The sequence below is a fragment of the Paenibacillus sp. ov031 genome (assembly GCF_900143165.1).
GTDB classification, from domain to species: domain Bacteria; phylum Bacillota; class Bacilli; order Paenibacillales; family Paenibacillaceae; genus Paenibacillus; species Paenibacillus marchantiae.
On sequence record NZ_FRDO01000001.1, the window covers coordinates 1,876,994 to 1,899,182 of the forward strand.

A 22,189-nucleotide genomic window follows, 5' to 3' on the forward strand; every position below is an offset into this window, starting at 1 on the left:
GTCTTCAATCTTCTAAATGCTCACCGTTACTTTTGATACAATTCTGATACCAATAAAATGAATCCTTTTTATACCGTTTATTCGTACCCTGTCCACGGTCATCCCGGTCAACGTAGATTACACCGTAACGCTTCCTCATTTCGATCGTACCACAGGAAACAATATCAATAATCCCCCACATCGTGTAGCCGATTAATTCAACTCCATCAATAATAGCCTCTTTCATTTGTTTGAAATGTTCCTTGAGATAGTCAATTCGGTAAGAATCATGAATTTCGCCTTCATTCAATTCATCAAGGGCACCTATTCCATTTTCCGCAATGAAGATGGGCAGTTGATAACGATCGTACATTTGGTTTAAAGAAACCCTCAGACCAATCGGGTCAATTTGCCAGCCCCAATCACTTGCTTTTAGATACGGATTTTTGTTTCCTGTCACTAGGTTCCCGCCGGTTCGATCCCAGTTTTTATCGGTTGTCGCTACCATGGACATATAGTAAGAAAAACTCAGGAAATCAACAGTGTATTCCCGCAAAATATTATCGTCATCCGCTTCTTTATGGATATTGATGTCGTTGTCATTAAAGTAACGTTCCATATAAGCGGGATACTTGCCTCGCGCCATAATATCCGTATAAAAATAGTTGGCATATTGTTCATCTAAAATAGACTGCATTACGTCTTCCGGCTTACAGGTCGCAGGATAAGTCGTGAAACGGGCAATCATGCCGCCTACCTTAGAACCCGGGATGATCTCGTGTGCCAGCTTAACAGTTAGGGCATTCGCTATGAATTGGTGATGTAGACATTGGTAAATTGCATTTTCATAGTCTTCTTCCTGATCTTTTATCAAGCACACACCGTTATAGGGGTTAAACTTGCCGGCATTGATCTCATTGAATGGCAGCCAATAATCCACCCGATCTCCCAGTCTTTCGAACAGCACTCTGGCATATCGCAAGTAAAATTCGATGGTTTGCCGGTTTTTCCAGCCGCCGTATTTCGTAACCAAGTTAACCGGAATATTGTAATGCAGGATTGTGGCAAAGACTTTCATTCCTCTTTTGCGACATTCATCAAACAAATCAATGTAAAACTGTATCCCTGTCTCATTGGGCTCTGCATCATCACCGTTAGGGAAGATCCGAGCCCAGTTAATGGATGTCCGGAAGATTTTCAATCCTAATTCTTCCATCAATCTTAAATCCTCTTTATAGTTGCTGTAAAAATCAATTCCCCAGCGAAATGGGTAATGAGTCATATCTTTGTCCAATAATGCTTGCTTGAACCGCTCACCAGTCATGTTGATGTTACGATGATGGTCACGCTCCTCTTTGGTCCAGTTGCTGTCAAAATAACGCAAGTCTTGGGTTTCCAAACCTTTTCCGCCCACGTCATAGGCACCGTCCGCTTGGGATGCTGAAATTGCCCCGCCCCATAAGAAATCTTCCGAAAATCCTGTTCTCATATTCATATCCTCCAATCAATATTTACATTTTTCTATTTTTGAATGGGGTTTAATCAGAACCCTCATCCTTATCATATAAAGACTTAAGGTGATGGAACAATGTCAAAAGATCAAATAAAAATAACAAAAAGTAAGATTGTAATTCTAATGTTTAGATTTTTTCAACAGTACGGTTGTTAAGAAGTAGGACAGGATAAAACTGATGATAGCGCCGATAATTGCATACACAAGATTCATCGCATGATTTGGATCTGCAAAAATGGGTAAAGTCAGTAATCCAGTCGGAGCAAGCGCCAGTCTCTTAACTCCCATAAGGCCAACAAACAATCCACTAATTCCTCCGGCAACCAGTACGGCATAAAATGGTTTTTTCAGCTTGAGATTCACCCCGTAAATGGCAGGCTCTGTTACGCCGAGAAGAGCGGTAAAAGCCGCGGAGTTAGCCAATACTTTAAAATCCGGATCATTCTTGACGTGTCTGGCCACCGCAAATGCAGCTGCACCTTGTGCAACGTTAGCTACCAGAAATCCGGCGCCAATCATATCGAACCCATAGGTTGTAATGGATTGAATGACAATGGGTATGGTAACAGCGTAATGCATACCCAGCATGATAAATACCGGCCCGAAAATACCAAAAATGAAAGGTAAAATCCACACGAGATGGTTATTCAAAAAATTAATTCCCACCGCAACATATGTTCCGACGATGTTACCTAGTGGAGCTATAAAAATTAGGGCAACCGGTGCCATTACAAGTAAAGTGATTAACGGTTTCATAAAGAAACGAACTGATTTTGGGGTTACCCGATCCGCAAACCGTTCAACATAAGAAGCAGCCCAAATCACCAAAATAATCGGGATAACGGATGAACCATAGCTTACCAAGGATACGGGTATCCCCAAAAAGTAAACAGGGTCTTTGGCTTCTACCATAGCCACAAAACTCGGGTGTAATAGAACGCCGCCTAAGGACACAGCCATCATTGGATTCATCTTAAATTTGTTTGCTGCCGAGAATGCCAGCATAACCGGCAGGAAATAAAAAGCCGCATCTGTAACAAAGTTAAGAATGGCATAGGTTTGTGTTTCTTTGGACATAAGATGAGTCATCGTTACAATGATGAGAAGCGTTTTGAGCATTGCAGCCCCAGTGATAGCAGGCAGTATGGGCGTGAAAATCCCAGAAATCGTACCCAACAAACGCGAAATGACAGACTCTTTTCTTGCAGAGACGTTTGAATCTTCGGTTTTGATCTCTTCCTGGTCAGAAGTGTTATCGCTTAACAATGGAACGATCTCATTGTATATTCGCGCCACCTCTTGTCCTACGATAACCTGGAACTGTCCACCACTGTTAACCACACCAAGGACACCAGGAATCGCCTTCATCTTCTCTTGATCTGCCTTAGCAGAATCTTGGAGTGTAAAACGTAATCTTGTAGCGCAATGCGTTAACTGGTTGACATTCTCTCTGCCCCCGATTTCTTTTATGATGTTACTTCCTGTACGCTTGTAGTCCATATCTTCTTCCCCCTATTCCCTGACTTAATATCACTTTTCAATTTGCGGAAAATGTATGACCAGTGATACACTTAAATTGTAAAAGGCTTTGGAAGCGGTAACAATATCATAAAGAAAGCTATACTATATCAAAAGGTAAGGTTGAGTGAAATGGACTATAACCAATTGGATTTTTTTCTAAAATCATACACCGATAGTGAAAAAAAGTATTTGGCTAATCCGGATGCGGTAAGCCCGATCTACCAAGATATGATTCAGGTAGATGTCCGGGGGCATATGGTCTATCGCTTTAAACCTCTAAATGTCATTGAAACCGGAATCGCCATTAGTAAGGACTCTCGCTTTACTAGCGTTCCTCTTTACGTTCATACCAATGTCAATATGAACTATATATACTCAGGAGAATGCACGTATGTGGTGGATGATAAAACGATAACGTTAAAGGAGGGTGATGTTTGTGTCTTTGATAAAGACGTTATTCGTATGAAGAACAAGATCGGGGAAAACGATCTTGTCATCAATATCAGTATGAGTGACCAATTTTTATCAAGTAATTTCCTCAGCCGATTAGCTAAACAAAGCATTGTATCCAACCTAATCCTTTCAGCCATATCCAACAGTCAAAATCATGATAACTTTCTGATCTTCCGTACTAAAGGAAACCATAAAATTAAACGTTTGTTTGCCGATTTGCTTTGTGAGTATTATGACTTGCGTATGTACTCAAGTGAGATTATAAACTCGTATCTGGTGATTATTTTTACAGAACTGCTGCGTATATATCAGGATGATTCTGAAAATCAGAAAATTCAGTTATCAAACGATTCTTCAGGCAATATAGTGGATATTCTGCGTTATATTGAAAAGGAATATTTGAATTGCACCTTATCGTCATTATCCAAACAGTTTGGATATCATCCGAAATACCTTTCTTATCTTATCAAGGAAAAATCGGGAAAGAATTTCAAAGAACTTCAGGTTTCTTTGAAATTGAAGTTAGCTTGTTATTACTTGGCTAATACTTCAATATCGATTCAAGAAATTGCAGAGAAAGTTCAAATCAGCAACCTGAATTCGTTTTATCAAAAATTCGGAGTGACTTACAATATGACGCCAAAAGCTTATCGCCAGGCTCATAGTTAACCGATTTGGAGAGGATCGTATAAGACCAGATCATTAGCTATCATCTATGCATCCTATTCTTCCCCATGAATTTAAAATGTAATAAAAAAGCCGCTGATCTGTTCAGACCAGCGGTGGTACCCTTTGCTTTTTGCGTTATGTTTAACAGCAGTTTGAACCCCCATTAATGACTCGCGTTAATCTCTTGCCACCACATCATTCTCTCGACTTCAGTCCACTTCTTTAAACTGTCATAACTAACGGCTTCTTTGGGTTCCCACGGTATAATCACGGTGTGGTTATTCGAAGCTTTCTAAATCTTCTCAATCCATTCCTGCTCAGCCATTGCTCCCTCTAAGTATTGGATCCATTGTGTTAAGTTGCAGGAAAACTTTGTTTGTGTTATTTGCCTGTTTCAGCGAACGTCTTCATGCGCTCTCCAATCTGGTCACGAACCCTTTGGAATACAGCCCATCTCTCTTCTTCTGTACCTTGTGCTTTCGCGGGATCATCGAATCCCCAGTGTTCTCGCTTCACTTGTAGAGGGGTCATTGGACATTTATCTGCCGCATCCCCGCATAATGTGACGACGAAATCTGCACTGTTCAGTAGCTCGGAGTCAATGATGTCCGAAGTTTGGCTCGAAATATCAATACCTACTTCGTTCATCGCTTCCACAGCTTTTGGATTCAAACCGTGTGCTTCGATTCCTGCGCTATAAATGTTCCAGTCCTCACTCAGGTATTTCTTAGCCCAACCTTCAGCCATTTGGCTCCGACACGAGTTGCCTGTGCATAGGAAATAAAGTGTTTTTTTGCTCATGTTCATCATCATTACTTGCAATTTGCAAATAAATTTCGAGTTATCGACTAGAATGATGCAAAGCGCTTCTCTGTTTTTTCTAATGCTTTCGTTCTAACTTCTAGTGTACGACCATCCATACCAGCATAGTTATACCATTTCAACTTGTGAAACCCCATTTTCCGAAATGTACCACGAAATAGTATTTTAGTTATGGGATTACCAAATATCCATCTATAGAAGAACCCTGGAGTGGCCATTACTGTTAATAGCGATACTCCCTTAAGCTTTTTTAACTGGCTAACAAAGGGCCTACCTTTTTTAGGTTCCTCATAAATGATTCCTTTGGCAAACACTTTATCCAAAAAGCCTTTCGTTGATGCAGGCATCGCTTCCCACCATATTGGGAAAATAAAGATTATATGATCCGCTGCAAGCAATCTTTTTTAATAATCTTTTACCAGAGGATCAAGGGTTTTCTTTTGTCTCCACGCCGAGAGTTCTGCCCCTGACATCACAGGATTAAATCCATCTGCGTGCAAGTCAATGAGATCTACATTGTGTCCACTGGATTGAAGCCCTCTAGTAACCGAAGCCAATAATGCTGCTGAATAGCTTCTATGATGAGGAACATTCTCAGAAGAATTAGCTGTGTAAGGATGGTCAAATATAATAAGCACTTTCATAGGACTCTTTTCCCTCCTGTTATTCACAAATAATAGCGTCTTTGATGTTGCTAAAGAACATCTGTTCCCAGAGACCTTCCTGCTGATGTACCTCTTGCTTCCCATTCTCATTGACGGTCAACTTAACTGTCCCTATACTACGAACGTATGTTGGATTTATTTTCAAGACTTTTACAGCCACACGCATCGGTAAAGAAAGCTTCATGCCCTCCAATAGAGAACTTGCAACGATATCCGCTTCCCGATGATACTCAATTTGATAAGAAGTGTTATTGCCAGAGGACTGAATAAATTTCAATTGGTTATCCATGAATTTCTTTGTAAAGGGATGCTTAATCGTATCCGTTCGTTCTATCCTCGTGTTCTCCTCACGATCTTCCAGAATCACACCGTCTTTAGCAATCATGATGATAGGCATGCGTGTATAACCATACTTTTTCTCCGCAATGATATCGCAAGATATCACGGTATACGGTCCAATATTAGCACGGCACCAGTACCAATGGTTGATGAGCTTGTTCATTTCTGCGTTTCCCCAATTATGATCGTGATATCCGTTACCAACTAATTCACGGCGTTGTCCATTTACAGTAAGTACGGCCTCCAGATCGGCAGAAGGCTGGGCAACGAACCATGCAAAGAAGTCCTTTTGTTTTTCTCCAAAAAATATATGTCCTGTTTTAGGTCTCCACATGGGCACGATAGATTTCATGGTACAGCGATATTCAATGTCATCGTCAACGAAATGGATTATATAATCCCCATTGGAGTATTGGATACTACTTCTATCAATTTTCACATCACATGTTTCTTTGGAAGCGCGGATTGTACTACCTTTCTCTTCGGATATTTTTTTCGAAATGTTTCTACCATCCGGCATCGTCAGATCAAACCTTATTGTTGGGCATGCCTCACCTTTGAGGTCGAACTCATACTTCGTGTAGAACACGACTACAATCTTAGTACCATCTGTAAATTCGGCGTCAAAATACCACCACTCATAACTACCTGCTTGTCCATCTGTTCTCATACCATCTTCCCAATTGGCAGGTTCTTTCGTAATCCCTAATCTTTTGTAATCTTCATTGGTATGTGCTAAAGTCACTACCTTGTTCATCCTAAATTCCTCCGCATCCCATTAGTGTCACACTTGTGTAACTTGTTGGGTTCGATTATAATTGGATGTCTATAAAGCAGTCAATACGTGTGACAGAGGTTACACATTAGAGGTGATTTGTGACATGTCTACTCGCGTTAATCCTATTGCTCAACGATCAAAGAAATGGTTATGTGATGCTTTAATTGAACTTTTACAGGAAAAACCCTATAGCGCAATCACGATAACAGAGATGTGTGATAAAGCCGGTCTAGTAAGAAAAACCTTTTACCGCAACTTCACATCCAAGGAATCTGTACTCGTCGAAATCATTGATTTAATGTTTCAGGATTTTTTTGAATATATTAGTGATCAAAACTTAGGGCCTCATGAAATGCCCCTTGCCTATTTCACATTTTGGGAGAAACATAACGTTTTTCTGCACATTTTAATCGAAAATCAATTATTTGGACTTCTTAACGACCAATACGTTCTTTACTTGGAAGCGATGGAGCATATTATAGGTACTAAGCATGAGTACCATAGCGAAATAGAAAAAGATTATATGAGAACGATGGTGGCTGCGGGATTGTGGAGCATATTAAAAAAGTGGATAATACGCGGTTGTACGGAGTCAAAAGAAGAAATGGCCAAAATGACACTTGATTTTTTTGATATAGAGTGAAACTTATATTTAGGTTAGACCATACTCTAACTAAGAACTAAACATAGATTATAGAAAGAGATATCAACAAAATGTCAATTTATCTTCATACTATTACGACAATCCTTTGACTTGTCTGTGACAATAGTCACGTTCTTATGATAATTCTGATATATTAGTACATGAGTGAGATGAATGATCTTGATCGTAATGTTATGAGTAGATAACTACCATCATTACTGTATGGATATTAGGAGGAATAAGATTGTGTTATTAGCGATATTAAGTATAGTTATGGTCGTACTGTTTACAGCATTCATTGTTCTTAAAACGTATAAGCGAAAAGAAAAACTTACAGGTATGCCTGGCATGATGATCGCTATGACCATTGGCATGATGTCCAGCCTTGTACTTGGTGTACAATTAGGCATTGTGTTTCCTCGTGATTTAACAGTCCCATCCATTGCCGCCATATTGTTTGGCTTGGGAGCCGGATACTTCACAGGCAAACCTATCAGCATATTGGCAACTTTGGATGGTATGTTGGCAGGAATCATGGGTGGCATGATGGGCGCAATGCTCGGGGTAATGATTGGTCCGTCCTATATCATGATGATATTTGTTGACATACTATTCATTTTTATTTTGAGCGTTGCTCTTCAATTGTCGAATCAAGAAACGGATAATAGCGCTAAAACAAATAAAAGTGGAATTGGTGTGCCGTTTATTGGAGGTATACTCACTGTAGCTTTTGGAATTGTAGCTGTGGGTGCAACGTTATTTTACCAATTTCAACCGAATGATACATCGGCAATTAAATCACAAGAATCACAGAGTGAGAAAGCTAATTCTGTTCAAGAAAATTCAGGATATCAGATTGTTTCCGTCGACGTAAAATCAGATGGTTTTAGTCAAGAAAATATTAAAGTAAAAGCTGGCGTTCCGACGAAAATAAATTTTATAAAACATTCAGGTTATACATGTATAAGAAGCGTTCAGTCTAAAGATTTAGGAATAGATGTGTATCTTGAAAAAGGTGACAACTTCATTACCTTAAAAGATCTGAAACCTGGAACGTACAACTTTAATTGTGGCATGTACATGTATTATGGAACGATCACCGTAGTATAAGCGAGAAATGTAGGATCATGTTAGGGAACATTATGTCAGTTAATCATGACATAACGTTCCCTATTTAAATTGCTTTTGTTGACCTTTACATAACAAAAAAACCGCCAGCGAAAGCCAGCGGAAATTCTAAGCTTAATATTAAACTAAGAATGCTTTGGAGATGATAACCAACAGAATAAACAATACCAGAATTGCACCAACGGACGTGAAGCCACCGTATCCTCCACCAAGTCCGCCTACATTTCCATATCCAACTTCGCTCATGTTTCTTCCCCCTCTTTTGTGGTATGTGTTAGATTATTCAGGATTTGTTAATTTGACAAGGCTAAAAACAAAAAAGGCTACTGCTCCCTCTTCCCTTTCAACCGTAAGATTTTTGTAAGAATGAATTAATAAAAAATCAGGATTCACACTCTAGAATGAAGATAAATCAGTTGATATCATTCATATCTATGAGGAGGACAATAATGAGTTTAACGAGAGAATTAGGCAGCTTCAAGAAGTACATAGTAGGGTTCATGGCATTATGGATTGTGTTAGCATGCGCTACAGGTACCGGTTATGCAAGCATTGAACCTGCGACAAGGCAGACGTTAGCGCTTGAGCATGCGACGATTGTAGATGTAAGGTCCGGAAAGTTAGCCAGCGATCAGACCATTATCATTAAGGATAACAAGATCAGTTACATTGGAAGTAGCAGTCAAACGGCCATTCCCGATTACGCGCAAGTACGGAATGCTAAGGCCCAATACATCATTCCCGGTCTGTGGGACATGCATGTCCATCTGGAAGATAACTATAAAGACGCTTTTCCTCTCTTTCTGGCTAATGGTGTAACCGGAGTAAGGGAGATGGGCGCGGCGCTGACAAACGTCGATATATGGAAAACGAGTATTCAAGCCGGGATGCCTGCACCACGTCTTTTCTATGCAGGTTCGACTCTAAATGGAGGTCCTGCTGACGAAGCCCCACACATGTTCTACCTGAGCACAGAGGAACAAGCGCGAGAAGCTGTACGTCTCAATGTGGCAAAAGGCGCGGATCATATCAAAGTGTACTCTTGGTTGCCGCGTCCTCTGTTTCTAGCAGTCATGGATGAAGCCCAAAAATACGGTTTGCCAGTTGTCGGTCATTTGCCGGTAGAGGTTCGAGCCAGCGAAGCCGTTCAGCTAGGATTTAAGAGCATAGAGCACCTACACGGGTTGTTTATTGCCACTTCGAGCATCGAGGATGAACTTTTCAAACATTCCGATATGAGTGATTTGCTTGGTTATTCGCTCGCAGAGGTCGAGGCTTCCCAATCTTATGATTCAGTAAAGGCTAACAAGCTGTTCCGCAAATTCAAAGAAAAAGGTGTCTGGCCTGTACCGACCATGGTTACCTATTTGAATATGGCCAAAACCGAAATCGATCCGCGGTCCAAATACGTACCGACGGCCGTGCAGAAGCAATGGGCCGAAGTGATTCGCGCAACCCCTCCCGAACAAACGGAATTAATGGAGGCCATCAATTCCCTAACGCCGGGCATGGTCAAAAAGTTAAATGATGCTGGCGTGCCTATGCTTGCAGGCACCGATTCCAGTTACGAAATGACTAACTTTATATACGGCATTTCCTTGCACGATGAACTTGAATTGCTAGTTAAAAGCGGCCTCACCCCACTCCAGGCCTTGCAGTCAGCAACGTTGAATCCGGCACGATATTTGGAAAGAGAGCAGGAACTGGGCACCGTAGAAAAAGGGAAACTTGCTGATCTCGTACTTCTTGATAAGAATCCGTTAGAGGATATCCGAAATACGACAAGCATCTCCGCCGTTGTCTTGGATGGAAAACTGATGGAAAAACAAACTTTGGACCATGCAGTTCAAACCTATCCCGTGATAAAAGTCGCCGATATGAAAAATGAAACGCAATAATCAGGGTCATCTGCCAATAAAAATATCCTTCATTAATCATTAATGCGGACAAGCCCTTCTCTTCCCGAATAAGAAGAGGAAGGGCCTTATCCTGTTTCGATACTTTGATCATATTAAAATGAAAACGACAGCCCAGTAAATTACTGTTCTGCCGTTAAAATAAACATGATATTTATCGGATCATGGTAATCAAGCAAGCGCATGTGCCCTTACAAGTTCAGATCATCTGCAAGTGCTTCAACTCCTGTGAAGATAGAATCGCCGTAACCCCAGAAGTTGTTGAAATCGATAACGTAAATTTTCTTGTTTTTAATCGCGTTAATACTTTGCAATTGCTTGTTGGCTAGCAGCTTTTCAATCGTTTGTTCTGGATCAATACCGCCGGCATATTTCGAAATAATCATGGCATCTGGATTGATCTCGATTAGCTTCTCCAAACTGAGGGTGCCTTCTTCGTTAATCAGCATATTATGCATATTGATTAATGACATTGCACTTTCAATAAATGTGTCTCCATTTCCGTTGTACACTCCAATGGTTCCATCACCATTATCAAAGAAAGATGCATAATTGATCGTTTCAGCGCTTGCTCGAGCCGATAACGCTTTCTCACGTGCTTTGAGCTGATCGATATATGCCGCTGCATTCGCTTGTACGTTAAATATTTTACCTAGCTCAGTGATATCCTGATATAGATTATCTAATTTTGCGTCAGTAACACTGGTACTTTGTACAAATGTTTTGATATTCATCTCATTCAGACTGTTTACAGTGCCAACGCCCCAATCAGCATCTTCAAACAATCCCCCACGCCCCATAACCAGATCAGGTGAAGCACCTATGGTCACTTCTTTACCTACATAACCTTCAGATAACACAGGAATTTTTTTGAAATCTTCAGCAATATCATCAGGTACATTGCCAAACAACGCCGCTACGCCAACAATCTTGTCAGTCAAACCAAGACGAATCAATAACTCTGCTGCACCTTGTGTATTGGCAACTACTCGTTCAGGTGCCTTATCAAAGGTTTGTTCCTTTGCCACCCAGGTGCCGTTTTCAGTTGTATAGTTTGACACAACAAATGGGTACGTTGTTTGAGCTGCGCCTGTAGCATCCGCATCCGTTTTTTGCTCATCTGTTGAAGCATTCGTAGCGGTATCCGTCACTGCTCCCTGTGAGCTAGTGTTTGCATCTTTGCTGCTGCCATTACTACTGGAGCAAGCTGCAAGCACAAAAACAAGTGCAGTAATTAAACAAAGGATTGCTCCTTTTTTCACTCGTAAAAACATTCAAAATCTCTCCCTTTTCCTTTTTCTTTTTGGCCATTATGTATCATAGTCATTGTCAGTATACAGCAAATGTCGAACCGCGTAAATGAGAATGATAACTATTATCATATAAAGAAGTTGCGATTTATAGAGCCCCACATTCCATTGGTGAAATAAATTTCCACGACAGATTAACTATCCATGCCCTCGAGATCTTCCGTTTCTAGTAACAAATCCCGATAAAACAAAAAAAGCCGCTACAATAGCGACTTTCAATGGAGCCCTAACCGATTGTGCCAGTCGGAACGTGCCGTCTTCGAACCTTCTACTCATCCGTTCGTTACATTGCCGCTGATATTAAACATTAATTGTATTGACGAATATCAGGCGGTACATAAGTACTTATAAAAGTGTTAATTTCGTCTAAAGAATCTGTAACAAGTATCTTTTGTCTATCTGTTTTCGTTAAGAAACCTTCTTCGACCATTTTGTCATAGAATTGGCCAATCAGATCATAATATCCGTTCACATTGTAAAAGATGCATGGATTGACATGCTGCCCAATTCTCCCCCACGAAATGACCTCTGTAATTTCTTCAAGTGTCCCTGGTCCACCTGGAATTGCAATATAGCAATCTGCAAGTTCAATCATTTTAGCTTTTCTCTCATGCATATTAGATACAATAATGATTTTGTTAAGCTGCTCATGGGCCAGTTCTCTCGCTTGCAAAAAGGTAGGTATAACCCCAGTAACAATTCCACTACGTTGAATCACAGTATCAGCGAGTACTCCCATTAATCCTGCTTTTCCGCCACCATAGACTAGTTCATGTTCCTGGTCAACAATCCAGTTACCTATCTGAACGGCAGCTTTCTCGTAAATGGCATTGTTACCTTTACTTGCACCACAATATACCGCAATCCGTTTCAATTCAATTCCCCCGTCCATAGTAAATTAGCCGCGCCAACTGCTTACATCACATTGACCATATTCATTATCCCCCACAGCCACCACCGTGCCGTCTGATTTAATGCCAATAGTATGAGCACAACCCGCAGCTACCGCCACCATATCACACCAGCCCCCTACATTGCACTGTTCATGCTTATTCAACCCCACAGCCACAACCGTACCGTCCGATTTAAGGCCAAGGGTATGATTACTTCCTACCGCTATCGCCGTAATATTACCCCAGTCGCTTGTATCGCATTGGCCATGTTTATTCCTACCCACGGCAACCGCCTTACCGTCCGATGTAAGCCCCACGGTATGAAGATACCCTGCCGCTACTTCGACAATGTCGCTCCAACCGCTTACTTCACATTGGCCATACTGATTATTGCCCACAATCGTCACCGTTCCGTCTGATTTAAGTCCGACGGTATGCCAGTCACCCGCCGCTACCGCCACCATATCACGCCAGCTGCTTACATCGCATTCGCCTTCATTATTTCGTCCCACTGCAATCACTGTGCCGTCCGATTTAAGACCAACGGTACGACGCCACCCCGCAGCAATTGCTACAATATCGTGCCAGTCGTTGACTTCGCATTGATCGTGTATATTCCACCCCACAGCCACTACAGTGCCCCGAGACGTTAGGCCGATGGTATGCGCATTACCCGTGTTCGTTGCCATGTGAACATTACCAGCAGCTACCGCCACCATATCGCGCCAACCGTTTACATCACATTGTCCAACTTTATGATCACCCACTGCCGTCACCGTTCCGTCCGATCTAAGACCAATGGTATGACGTCGCCCCGCCGCTATGGCGGTATATTTAGGGCGCTTCACCTTTAATGCCGCTTCAATCGACGAAGTGTAATCCATCTTTTACCTCCTTAAAATAAATTACCAGAACCCCGTTGCAGTATGAATATTATTTTTTTACATCTTACTCTACAATAAATAGTAAATACAACGATTAGAAAGGACAAAAAAACCGTTAACTCTTTTCAGAATTAACGGTTTGGAAATCGTACCCTATTTCAATTTAGCTGGCGGAATACTTTGCGGGTTATTAAACACATTTTTCGGATCATATTTCGCTTTTACTTTTCTCAATCTGGCATAGTTCTTGCCATAATAGGTCGGCCCTGGATTTTTAATACCTTGGTCTGGTACGTTAATGTACGACCCAACAATATAAGGTTGCAATTTCTTTCTTGTGTTCCGAGTCAAAGCAATATTTTTAGCTGCACGCGATGGCTTCACCCATGAGCTGTTCCATTCTACATAAAATTCAGCTTTTCGCCAATAAAACGCAGTGGCTTGAGGAGCGACTCGACTTACAGCACCGCCCCAGTTAAGGAAATAGAAACCGGCTGGTGTACCTTCCTCTGCATTTTCCAGAAACTCACGCATGACTTTGAAGGCTTTATCCGGGAATGGCTGTCTACCAAAGCCACTGGAAAACTGGTTGCTGTACCTTTGAGTGAGCACAGGATCTGGGGCTAGCAAAAACTTCGTGGCTGCCCTGTATGGCAGGTACAGAATGCTTTTTTTGGTAGGCGTTCCTACGCTAAGAATGGGTTCCAACTGACGGAGGGCTTCACTCTTCGAACCGAGGTATACCCCTATCATGCTAACATTTCCGCCTTTTTTGGGACCAACACTTAATTCACTTCCCAGCTTGGTACTGGCATTAGGCGCCCATACTTGCCATTTCTTCACGACTTTTTCGAACTGATTCCATGGCCATGTGATACTAAATACAGTAGCTTTGGCTGGAGAGCGCCGCACCTTGAATTTATATTTAGTATATACACCGAAGTTACCGCCTCCGCCGCCACGTGTAGCCCACAGAAGATCGGAATTTTTCTTTTTGTTCGCCCGAATAATCCGCCCTTTAGCGTCAACCATTTCGAGCTCGATTAGATTATCACAGATGAGACCCGTTGTCCTTTGCAGTGGACCAATTCCACCACCAGGTGTTATTCCACCAATTCCAACCGTTGGACTGTCACCAAATGGGGCCATATATCCTTGTCGAGCCAACGTATCCACGATTCTTCCTACACGATTACCTGTCTCCACGACGGCCGTTCCGCTTTTTTTGTTTAATTTGATTCTCTTCATTTCGCTAACGTCGATGACAATACCACCATTGACCTGTGATAGGTTGGGCTCTAAAGCGTGCCTCCCACTTCTCGGACGAATAGGGACCTTATTTTGACGCGCCCATCTTATGGCATTGGCTACATCCTGTGTTTTTTGAGCAAATACAAAAACTTTAGGGAATCTGTCCGTATGCGGATCCCAGTTCTTCCGAGCCACTTCATATCCAGGGTCACCTTTAAACACCACTCGCCCTGTAAGCTTAACTTTTGAAATCACGTATCTATCCAACTCCTTAGTTATGAAAACACATAATTTTCATTAACAAATTAGGCTGATTCCATATAACCTATGAAGGAGAATCATGTTGTGTTTGGGCGTATAAAAAAAGAAAAATATCGGATCACGAGCAACCTACGCTCAGAATCCGATATTTTCGAATGAAATCATTTTTCCTTATGCAATCACTTTAGTTGAATCTTGAAGACATCTCCCGCTTCACCACCAAAGACGATAAAACCACCTTTAGGAAGCAGCGTTGATTGTTGATTCGTTGCTTTTGAAAATTGAAGCACTTCACCTTTATCGTTATATACCGCATAACCTCCGCTCTCCGGAGAATCCACCGTTAGCGTTTTATTCGCTGAGCGGGAATCGATGGCATACCACCGAGCTTGACCGTTTGAAGGGATGGTGGTGATGCCTTTTTTCCCACCGAAGATTGGTGTAATGGCTTCCTCCGCAATATACTCCTGTCCATCCTGAGTTAAGTACTCCGCTTCGTTCTTCGTGCGGAAATGCAGATCGAAAGCATCTCTTCCGTTCATCACAGGAATCTGGGCAACATTCTCTGCATTATCCGGATCTACAATTTGTGTGCCATTCGCATAACCGTTCTCCACATCTACGGTCAGGTTTTTGATCAGCATCGATGGCACCAGATAGAAGATCGACGTTATCTTTTCATCCAGCGCGTAATATTTCGAGCCGTTTCTAGCCTTCCATTTCTCTTTCGATGCTGTATCCAGTAAATTATTTTCCAATTTTTGATAATCATATGTGTTCATGACCGTTTGGCCTAATCCAGGCAGGGTGATATTCGCTTGAACTTTAAAATATACCTTGTCGTTGCTTTCTTTCTCGAAGCTGACCTTCACACTTCCATCGTTACTCGTAAATTTCCCTTCACCCGTGTACATGTAATTCTGCTCCGGGATAAGTCCTCCTTGCATAGCCGGAAGTGCGAGTTCTCCATTTTTAACCTCTATATCAAGGGTTGAACCTACCGTACCATAGAGGCCGGAATACGCCTTTAATTCCGATGGCATCGTTGTTTTGACAGGTGGTGAGAATGTTTGTTCAGGCTCTATTTCGTCGATGATGCCCTGATCCTGAAGAACCTCCAACAGAACTTTAGTGGCAAACATCTGATTATAGATAGAAGACCCGCCCGAAGATAGGACCGCTATTGATATATCATGTTCCGGTATAGTGATTAATGAGGCATGATACATCATGGTGTCTCCACCTTTGGCAAGTGCAGTAATGCCATAATCGCTGAACGGTGCTAGTGCTACAGCATCCCATCCGAGACCATAGTTGAAAGTATTTCTCTCTTCGGACACCCATATTCCCCGACGATATTCATGATTTTGCATGGACTCTGCTGCTGATTTGGACAGAATATCCGGTTTGTTTCCTATCAGCACTTCAGCGAACTTGTTTAATTCTTCTGCAGTCGAGTAGACTCCACCTGCACCGATGATATTGGCATTTTCGACAGGCAGTTTCGTTTCAAACGAAGGCCAATAGGTTTCGGATAATTGTTTTCTATCAAAAGAATCAAGCGGTGTCTTGGTTGCTTGCAGCTGTAACGGCTCACTAATGAACTTGGCAATAAATTCGCTGTAGCTCAATCCACTCACACGTTCAACCAATATCTCAAGCAATTGAAAGCCATCATTGCTATAGACGGAATAGGCTCCCGGGGTTGATTTCAATTTCTCTGACTTTAGTTTGAGTAGTAATTCATCATGATTGCGGGTATCGGTATCGTCAAATAACATACTGTTTCCATAATGGGTACCATAAAGCCCGGAGGAATGGTTCATGAGCATTCGTGGGGTTATTTGGGTATACCGGGCATCTGCCATTTCAAAATCTTTAATATAGGAAGTGAGGGACTGATCCAGATCCACTTTACCGGAATCCACCAGCATCATGGTGGCAGCCGTGACAACCATTTTGCTAACGGAGCCTATTCCAAACATGGTATCCTTGTCGACTGGTGTCTTGGATGCTTTGTCCTGAAATCCAACACTGTCGGACAAAATGATCTTCCCTTCATCCATGATCGCATATTGTAAACCTGTAACACCATAATTCTTCACCATCTCTGTGGCGAGTCGCCCAGCCTGATCTTCAATCGCTCCCATCTTGTTCGTCTCTGCACTGACATCTGTCATCGGAATGACTACAAGTACAGCCGTACATAGCATACTGATTAGTTTCTTCATGATAATAACTTCCTCCCTTATGATACTGCTCATATAATTACATTCATCATATCGGGGAAGAAGCATATAGAATGATAACGAACCCTGAATGGAAAAAAACAATCCCCGAACGGTATGTTCAGAGACTGTTCATGTCAAAAGGAAGAACGACCATGTTATTAAATGTCCGATGATGATTCTCGATACTCATATGTCCGCCATACTTGTCGCACATTCTCGATATATTGGTTAAGCCGATCCCATGGAACTCGGGATTGGGCTTCTCACTCTTGAGGTGAGTCAATTTTTGCTCCACATGATTCAGAATCTGGATTACGAGTGCAGACGCCGTGGAGTGAATTGCAACCAGGATATACCTGTCTTCGGCATGTCTAACTTTCTTGGAAGCTTCGATGGCATTATCCAACATATTGCCGAGCACAACGCACAGATCATAACGATCGATATGGAGATGTTGTGAATGGAGTTGAATACGGGTGTCGACTTTGATCCCATTTGCCTTCCCCACGGCGATGGTATTCGTAACAAGGGCATCGATAACAAGATTGCCGGAGTTCACCCGCTGGTACGCTCCTTCAATCTTATTCAATGTGAGTTTAATATGCTCACCTGCGGCATCAAGCTTGTTTTGCTTGATACACTCTTCAATGTACAGGAACTGCTGATTGGTATCATGGATGATGCTTTTCACGTTTTTGAAACTGTGCACTGTCTTTTCATAGTTGGCATCCTGATAGTCCATCTGACGCTGTAGTTGAACATTTTCATGTGCGAGCTGAACCTTTTCCACCATATTATCGAATACATAAACAATGAACACATTGAGAAAAAGAGAGCCCAGCACGGAAACGACGTAATATATATTTTTTTCACTATAAGTCGAGGCCACATTGATCTGATAGATCGTAATGGTAGGTACGATCAGAAACAAGAAATAATAACGATAATGCACAGCGAAACTTCTCCGTTTGGCAATCAAACGCACAATCTGGATAACAATGAACATGATACTGCAACCAAGCAACATCACTTTGGAGAACACCCAGTGATAATCCACGTTGAAATGATCCCATATGCTGTAATCCGTGGAATCGATCGCACTCATAATATATACGGCAATGTAATTTACCGTTGTGAGCAGTACTGCATAGAGGATGGTAAAAGCAAGTTTTATGATGAATTCCACCTCATAGGATTGTGCCAGGCTGAAGATGAATAACAATGCAAAAACGGACGAAACGACAGGTGAAAATGAAGATACCAAATAGAAATACCCTAGTACGATAAATACAATGAAATAGATTGCTCTATATGGCTTTCGTCTGGACTTGCCCAGCACGGAATTGAAATAAAAATTCACCTGAAATGCCATAAGTAAAGGAACGACGAAGACGGACAAGATTACATACATATCCATATCACTGAATCCTCATGATCATATATTTAGTATAAGCATCCTTGACTTCCTTTACTTTGGAGCGGCCTATAGGCAATTCCGTACCATTTAACATGACGACTTGGGTACCCGCAAACTTCTGAACATGCATCAGGTTGATGATAATCGAGCGATGAATCTGCAAGAAACCATGATCTTTCAAAGCGGTAGCGTAACCGGATAAGATGCCTTTGCTCTCATGCGAATTTTCCTGAGTCACAAATTTTAATTTGTTCTTGATCGTCAAACTCTTCATGACCTCAATCCAGAGAATATCATCGTATTTCAATAGAAGCTCTTCATAGTCTGATTTAATCAGTACATACTTTTTGTCCAGCGCTATAAAATATTGGCACAGCTTAATCATTTTCTCCTCGAAGATATCCGGCAGGATTGGTTTGATCAGATATTGAAAAGTAACCACATCAAAACTCTCCACCATATACTCGGGGTAGCTGGTCAGAAACATGATTTGCACATCCAGATACTTCATATTCCTGATTTCTTTGGCTGTCTGGATTCCGTTCATTCCGCTCATCTCCACATCCATGATGAGGATATGAAACGTGTCTCCAACGTTTTTATAATGTGAGACGAGCTGCTCACCGGATGCAAATAATGTAATTTGAAAATCAATATTCGTTTTTAGAGATAAGGAGATAAGCATCGTTTTTACAAGTTCTCTTTGGTTCTCCTCGTCATCACAGATTGCAACATTGAACATGTTTGAACATCCGCCTTTCATCGACATCGATGCTGAATTTCACTCTCAAATATACTATTTTATCACAGGTTTAAGAGCGAGATTCGGATGAAACGCATGATTCAGACCCTAAAGCGCAACAAAGCCGATCAATTTTCTCATTGATCGGCTTTTCTTGATATCTATTCCTACCCCATTCAAGCTCAATGCTCATATACAGTGTTGTGTAAAATCATAACAATACTTTAAAATTAATGTTCTATTTAAGCTTACCAACCGCGGTTGGACATGCGCTCTTCTGGAGCCAATTTAGAAATTTCAATGCCTTTCATAGGGGCACCCAAGTTTTTGGATACTTCAGCAATCAGTTTGTAATCCGTGTAATGTGTTGTAGCTTCAACGATTGCACGAGCGAATTTCTCAGGGTTATCTGATTTGAAAATACCTGATCCTACAAACACACCGTCTGCTCCCAGATGCATCATTAGTGCTGCGTCTGCCGGAGTGGCTACACCGCCTGCTGCAAAGTTAACGACTGGAAGTTTTCCATTTTCATGAACATCGCGCAGTAATTCATAAGCTACGCCCAGATTCTTGGCTTCAGCGTACAACTCATCCTTGGACATGTTTTTCACTTTGCGGATCTGGCTGTTAATCAGACGCATATGACGAACTGCCTCAACAATGTTGCCCGTTCCAGGCTCACCTTTTGTACGAATCATCGAAGCACCTTCGCCAATACGACGCAGAGCTTCTCCCAAATCTTTGGCTCCACATACAAAAGGTACAGTGAATTCATGTTTATCGATATGGAATACTTCGTCTGCAGGCGTAAGAACTTCACTTTCATCGAGATAGTCCACACCTAGGGATTCAAGTACTTTGGCTTCTATGTAATGACCGATACGAGCCTTGGCCATAACCGGAATAGACACAACCTTCATAACCTCTTCCACGATGGTTGGGTCTGCCATGCGAGCTACACCACCGGCTGCGCGAATATCGGAGGGTACCCGTTCAAGAGCCATAACAGCTGTTGCCCCTGCTGCTTCAGCAATTTTAGCTTGTTCTGCATTCATAACGTCCATGATGACGCCGCCCTTTTGCATCTCAGCCATTCCTCTTTTTACACGATCTGTACCTGTTTGCATGATTGTATTCCTCCTAATTTAATTTATTGTTTCACTTCAACCTATGATTTAGTATAAAATGAGAATGGACAACTAAAAAGATCCAATATTTTCGGTTTTTATTGTACCACTTCTAAATTAACCTCTGGAGGGCATATGCAATTTCATGTAGCTTACAGTTCATATTTGAACCGAAAATATACCAAGATGAAGGCTCTCTATCATGCAATTCGTGATGCTATTCATGATGGTAATCTGGTGCATGGCGAGAAGTTACCATCTACGAGAGAGTTAGCTGCGACGTATCACATTTCCCGAGGCACAGTGAATCAGGTATACGATACGTTGACTGCTCAAGGTTACATTCATTCAGAGCATGGAAGAGGAACCTTTGTTGCTTATCAGTTGGATTTAAGCAATGATGCGTCCACCGTGAAAGCTTGCGCTCATCACTTATCAGCCTGGGGGAATCGTATTCAGCAGTTTGAACAGCATACAACTCAAAGGAATTCACAAACCAATGCACAAACAAGTAATTCCAGAATAGAAAGCGACGAAGTTATTGATTTTAGCAAATACCAGCCTGATTTCTCCAAATTCCCTTACGATGAATGGAACAATCGATTGTATGCTGAGATACGAAATCGAGAGCATCACATAGAAACAACCTCTGCTCTTGTTAGTTCAACAGGAGAGCCGAAATTGCGAGAAGCCATTGCTGCCTACCTTCGGCGGATGCGGGGGATTCAAGTCGATGCGGATCATATTGCAGTGACTGCAGGCTCTATGCAAGCTATAGCTCTACTCACTCAATTACTTGCAGATCCCGGAGATCATGTAGTGACGGAGAGTCCTTGTTATATCGGGATTTCTCAAGCCATTTTGGCTGCAGGTGCAACGTTGATTGAAGCCAATCTCGATGGTCAAGGCGTTGTTCCCCAAAACTGGGAAGCACGTATGTTGTTTGTCACGCCGTCCCGACAATTCCCTACTGGCGAAATGCTCAGCCTTGAACGCAGACAAACATTGCTGGACTGGGCACATCGTCATGATGCCATGATTGTCGAAGATGATTATGATAGTGAATTCCGATATCGCGGAATGCATGTTGAACCGCTGAAAACATTGGATAAAGCGGGGCGCGTAATCTACCTGGGTAGCTTCACGAAAACCTTGCCTTTGGAAGTACGGCTTGGTTATGTGGTTCTCCCCCCTACTTTGGCAGACACCTTTAGAAAAGCACAGGCATTATACGAGCCAAGACCCGTCAATCTGATCGAGCAGCGGGCATTAGCCGCATTTATGACAAGCGGCCAATATGAGCGCCATCTGCGTAGGATGAATCGTTTATACAGTCGCAAATTTCATCTGTTACTCAAACTTTTGAACCAGCAACTCTCTACATGGTTTGATTGGGTGGAAAATGAAGCAGGTCTGCACGTGTTTGGCTGGTGGCGAGGTGATGCGTCCACTTATGAAGTCTTTCGTTCGTCGGCTAGATCAGAAGGGGTTGTATACGCAGAAGTTAGCAGTTCAACGTCTGACGGTACGAAGTATGGTATCTATTTATCATTCGCACATTTGTCAGATGTTCAATTACAGGAAGGCGTATCCAAATTAAAAAATGCCGTCACAGCTCCATTGTGAGGTACTCTCTCTCGTCTC

General features: G+C 42.0%; 18 protein-coding genes and 1 pseudogene. 5 read left to right on the top strand and 14 right to left on the bottom strand.

What is annotated here, in order from left to right:
• Nucleotides 1-4: 4 nt before the first annotated feature.
• Together BUA17_RS07930 and BUA17_RS07935 are read right to left on the bottom strand one after the other, a co-directional pair.
• A complete protein-coding gene (locus tag BUA17_RS07930; protein ID WP_244552117.1) occupies nucleotides 5-1,474 on the bottom strand; it encodes a glycoside hydrolase family 1 protein in 1,470 nt (489 codons plus the stop codon).
• Between the two features lie 138 nt (nucleotides 1,475-1,612).
• Nucleotides 1,613-2,992, bottom strand: coding sequence for a PTS transporter subunit EIIC (locus BUA17_RS07935; RefSeq protein ID WP_072733161.1), 1,380 nt, complete (start codon nucleotides 2,990-2,992; stop codon nucleotides 1,613-1,615).
• 150 nt (nucleotides 2,993-3,142) lie between these two features.
• Between BUA17_RS07935 and BUA17_RS07940 the strand changes: the two genes are divergently transcribed.
• On the top strand, nucleotides 3,143-4,135 hold the full coding sequence (locus BUA17_RS07940; RefSeq protein ID WP_072733162.1) for an AraC family transcriptional regulator: 993 nt from the start codon (nucleotides 3,143-3,145) through the stop codon (nucleotides 4,133-4,135).
• A 381-nt stretch (nucleotides 4,136-4,516) separates the two neighbouring features.
• Here BUA17_RS07940 and arsC read toward each other — a convergent pair whose 3' ends face one another.
• From arsC to BUA17_RS07955, 3 genes and pseudogenes are all read right to left on the bottom strand, one after another.
• Nucleotides 4,517-4,936 (bottom strand): arsenate reductase (thioredoxin), encoded by a 420-nt coding sequence (gene arsC, locus BUA17_RS07945; RefSeq protein WP_072733163.1) that lies wholly within the window; start codon nucleotides 4,934-4,936, stop codon nucleotides 4,517-4,519.
• A gap of 47 nt (nucleotides 4,937-4,983) precedes the next feature.
• A pseudogene (locus BUA17_RS31575) lies at nucleotides 4,984-5,712 on the bottom strand (NAD(P)H-dependent oxidoreductase).
• On the bottom strand, nucleotides 5,621-6,718 hold the full coding sequence (locus tag BUA17_RS07955; protein ID WP_072733164.1) for a lipocalin-like domain-containing protein: 1,098 nt from the start codon (nucleotides 6,716-6,718) through the stop codon (nucleotides 5,621-5,623). Before BUA17_RS07955 ends, BUA17_RS31575 begins: the two are co-directional and overlap by 92 nt.
• Before the next feature lie 124 nt (nucleotides 6,719-6,842).
• Here BUA17_RS07955 and BUA17_RS07960 point away from each other — a divergent pair, with 124 nt between their 5' ends.
• Both BUA17_RS07960 and BUA17_RS31580 read left to right on the top strand, forming a co-directional pair.
• Nucleotides 6,843-7,382 (top strand): TetR/AcrR family transcriptional regulator, encoded by a 540-nt coding sequence (locus BUA17_RS07960; protein ID WP_064637477.1) that lies wholly within the window; start codon nucleotides 6,843-6,845, stop codon nucleotides 7,380-7,382.
• Nucleotides 7,383-7,628: 246 nt separating this feature from the next.
• The gene (locus BUA17_RS31580) at nucleotides 7,629-8,492 is read left to right on the top strand and encodes a cupredoxin domain-containing protein (protein WP_244552095.1); all 864 of its coding nucleotides are present in this window, start codon (nucleotides 7,629-7,631) and stop codon (nucleotides 8,490-8,492) included.
• Between the two features lie 138 nt (nucleotides 8,493-8,630).
• Here BUA17_RS31580 and BUA17_RS31445 read toward each other — a convergent pair whose 3' ends face one another.
• Nucleotides 8,631-8,756: a hypothetical protein gene (locus BUA17_RS31445; protein ID WP_063562644.1), complete on the bottom strand. Its 126-nt coding sequence runs from the start codon at nucleotides 8,754-8,756 to the stop codon at nucleotides 8,631-8,633.
• A 203-nt stretch (nucleotides 8,757-8,959) separates the two neighbouring features.
• On the opposite strand from BUA17_RS31445, the gene BUA17_RS07975 reads away from it, so the two are divergent.
• Nucleotides 8,960-10,408: an amidohydrolase family protein gene (locus BUA17_RS07975; RefSeq protein WP_072733165.1), complete on the top strand. Its 1,449-nt coding sequence runs from the start codon at nucleotides 8,960-8,962 to the stop codon at nucleotides 10,406-10,408.
• 209 nt (nucleotides 10,409-10,617) lie between these two features.
• Here BUA17_RS07975 and BUA17_RS07980 read toward each other — a convergent pair whose 3' ends face one another.
• The 8 genes from BUA17_RS07980 to pdxS form a co-directional block, all read right to left on the bottom strand.
• Nucleotides 10,618-11,700, bottom strand: a complete 1,083-nt coding sequence (locus BUA17_RS07980; RefSeq protein ID WP_072733166.1) for an ABC transporter substrate-binding protein — start codon at nucleotides 11,698-11,700, stop codon at nucleotides 10,618-10,620.
• 343 nt (nucleotides 11,701-12,043) lie between these two features.
• Nucleotides 12,044-12,628, bottom strand: coding sequence for an LOG family protein (locus BUA17_RS07985; protein ID WP_072733167.1), 585 nt, complete (start codon nucleotides 12,626-12,628; stop codon nucleotides 12,044-12,046).
• Between the two features lie 6 nt (nucleotides 12,629-12,634).
• Nucleotides 12,635-13,513, bottom strand: coding sequence for an RCC1 domain-containing protein (locus tag BUA17_RS07990; RefSeq protein ID WP_072733168.1), 879 nt, complete (start codon nucleotides 13,511-13,513; stop codon nucleotides 12,635-12,637).
• 153 nt (nucleotides 13,514-13,666) lie between these two features.
• Nucleotides 13,667-15,019, bottom strand: coding sequence for an FAD-binding oxidoreductase (locus tag BUA17_RS07995; protein ID WP_072733169.1), 1,353 nt, complete (start codon nucleotides 15,017-15,019; stop codon nucleotides 13,667-13,669).
• A 185-nt stretch (nucleotides 15,020-15,204) separates the two neighbouring features.
• Complete coding sequence (locus BUA17_RS08000) at nucleotides 15,205-17,256, bottom strand: serine hydrolase domain-containing protein (protein ID WP_072733170.1); 2,052 nt, start codon at nucleotides 17,254-17,256, stop codon at nucleotides 15,205-15,207.
• Between the two features lie 118 nt (nucleotides 17,257-17,374).
• The gene (locus BUA17_RS08005; RefSeq protein ID WP_139295627.1) at nucleotides 17,375-18,673 is read right to left on the bottom strand and encodes an ATP-binding protein; all 1,299 of its coding nucleotides are present in this window, start codon (nucleotides 18,671-18,673) and stop codon (nucleotides 17,375-17,377) included.
• A gap of 1 nt (nucleotide 18,674) precedes the next feature.
• Nucleotides 18,675-19,415, bottom strand: coding sequence for a LytR/AlgR family response regulator transcription factor (locus BUA17_RS08010; RefSeq protein WP_072733171.1), 741 nt, complete (start codon nucleotides 19,413-19,415; stop codon nucleotides 18,675-18,677).
• A 248-nt stretch (nucleotides 19,416-19,663) separates the two neighbouring features.
• A complete protein-coding gene (gene pdxS / locus BUA17_RS08015) occupies nucleotides 19,664-20,548 on the bottom strand; it encodes a pyridoxal 5'-phosphate synthase lyase subunit PdxS (protein WP_211754044.1) in 885 nt (294 codons plus the stop codon).
• Nucleotides 20,549-20,680: 132 nt separating this feature from the next.
• On the opposite strand from pdxS, the gene BUA17_RS08020 reads away from it, so the two are divergent.
• Nucleotides 20,681-22,171, top strand: coding sequence for a MocR-like pyridoxine biosynthesis transcription factor PdxR (locus BUA17_RS08020; protein WP_072733172.1), 1,491 nt, complete (start codon nucleotides 20,681-20,683; stop codon nucleotides 22,169-22,171).
• Nucleotides 22,172-22,189: the final 18 nt, after the last annotated feature.

What these genes read in the sequence shown, in the direction of transcription:
- BUA17_RS07930 (WP_244552117.1), bottom strand. Translation starts at nt 1,474, where the DNA reads ATGAATATGAGAACAGGATTTTCGGAAGATTTCTTATGGGGCGGGGCA.
- BUA17_RS07935 (WP_072733161.1), bottom strand. Translation starts at nt 2,992, where the DNA reads ATGGACTACAAGCGTACAGGAAGTAACATCATAAAAGAAATCGGGGGC.
- BUA17_RS07940 (WP_072733162.1), top strand. Translation starts at nt 3,143, where the DNA reads ATGGACTATAACCAATTGGATTTTTTTCTAAAATCATACACCGATAGT.
- arsC (WP_072733163.1), bottom strand. Translation starts at nt 4,936, where the DNA reads ATGAGCAAAAAAACACTTTATTTCCTATGCACAGGCAACTCGTGTCGG.
- BUA17_RS07955 (WP_072733164.1), bottom strand. Translation starts at nt 6,718, where the DNA reads ATGAACAAGGTAGTGACTTTAGCACATACCAATGAAGATTACAAAAGA.
- BUA17_RS07960 (WP_064637477.1), top strand. Translation starts at nt 6,843, where the DNA reads ATGTCTACTCGCGTTAATCCTATTGCTCAACGATCAAAGAAATGGTTA.
- BUA17_RS31445 (WP_063562644.1), bottom strand. Translation starts at nt 8,756, where the DNA reads ATGAGCGAAGTTGGATATGGAAATGTAGGCGGACTTGGTGGAGGATAC.
- BUA17_RS07975 (WP_072733165.1), top strand. Translation starts at nt 8,960, where the DNA reads ATGAGTTTAACGAGAGAATTAGGCAGCTTCAAGAAGTACATAGTAGGG.
- BUA17_RS07980 (WP_072733166.1), bottom strand. Translation starts at nt 11,700, where the DNA reads ATGTTTTTACGAGTGAAAAAAGGAGCAATCCTTTGTTTAATTACTGCA.
- BUA17_RS07985 (WP_072733167.1), bottom strand. Translation starts at nt 12,628, where the DNA reads ATGGACGGGGGAATTGAATTGAAACGGATTGCGGTATATTGTGGTGCA.
- BUA17_RS07990 (WP_072733168.1), bottom strand. Translation starts at nt 13,513, where the DNA reads ATGGATTACACTTCGTCGATTGAAGCGGCATTAAAGGTGAAGCGCCCT.
- BUA17_RS08000 (WP_072733170.1), bottom strand. Translation starts at nt 17,256, where the DNA reads ATGAAGAAACTAATCAGTATGCTATGTACGGCTGTACTTGTAGTCATT.
- BUA17_RS08005 (WP_139295627.1), bottom strand. Translation starts at nt 18,673, where the DNA reads ATGGATATGTATGTAATCTTGTCCGTCTTCGTCGTTCCTTTACTTATG.
- BUA17_RS08010 (WP_072733171.1), bottom strand. Translation starts at nt 19,415, where the DNA reads ATGTTCAATGTTGCAATCTGTGATGACGAGGAGAACCAAAGAGAACTT.
- BUA17_RS08020 (WP_072733172.1), top strand. Translation starts at nt 20,681, where the DNA reads ATGCAATTTCATGTAGCTTACAGTTCATATTTGAACCGAAAATATACC.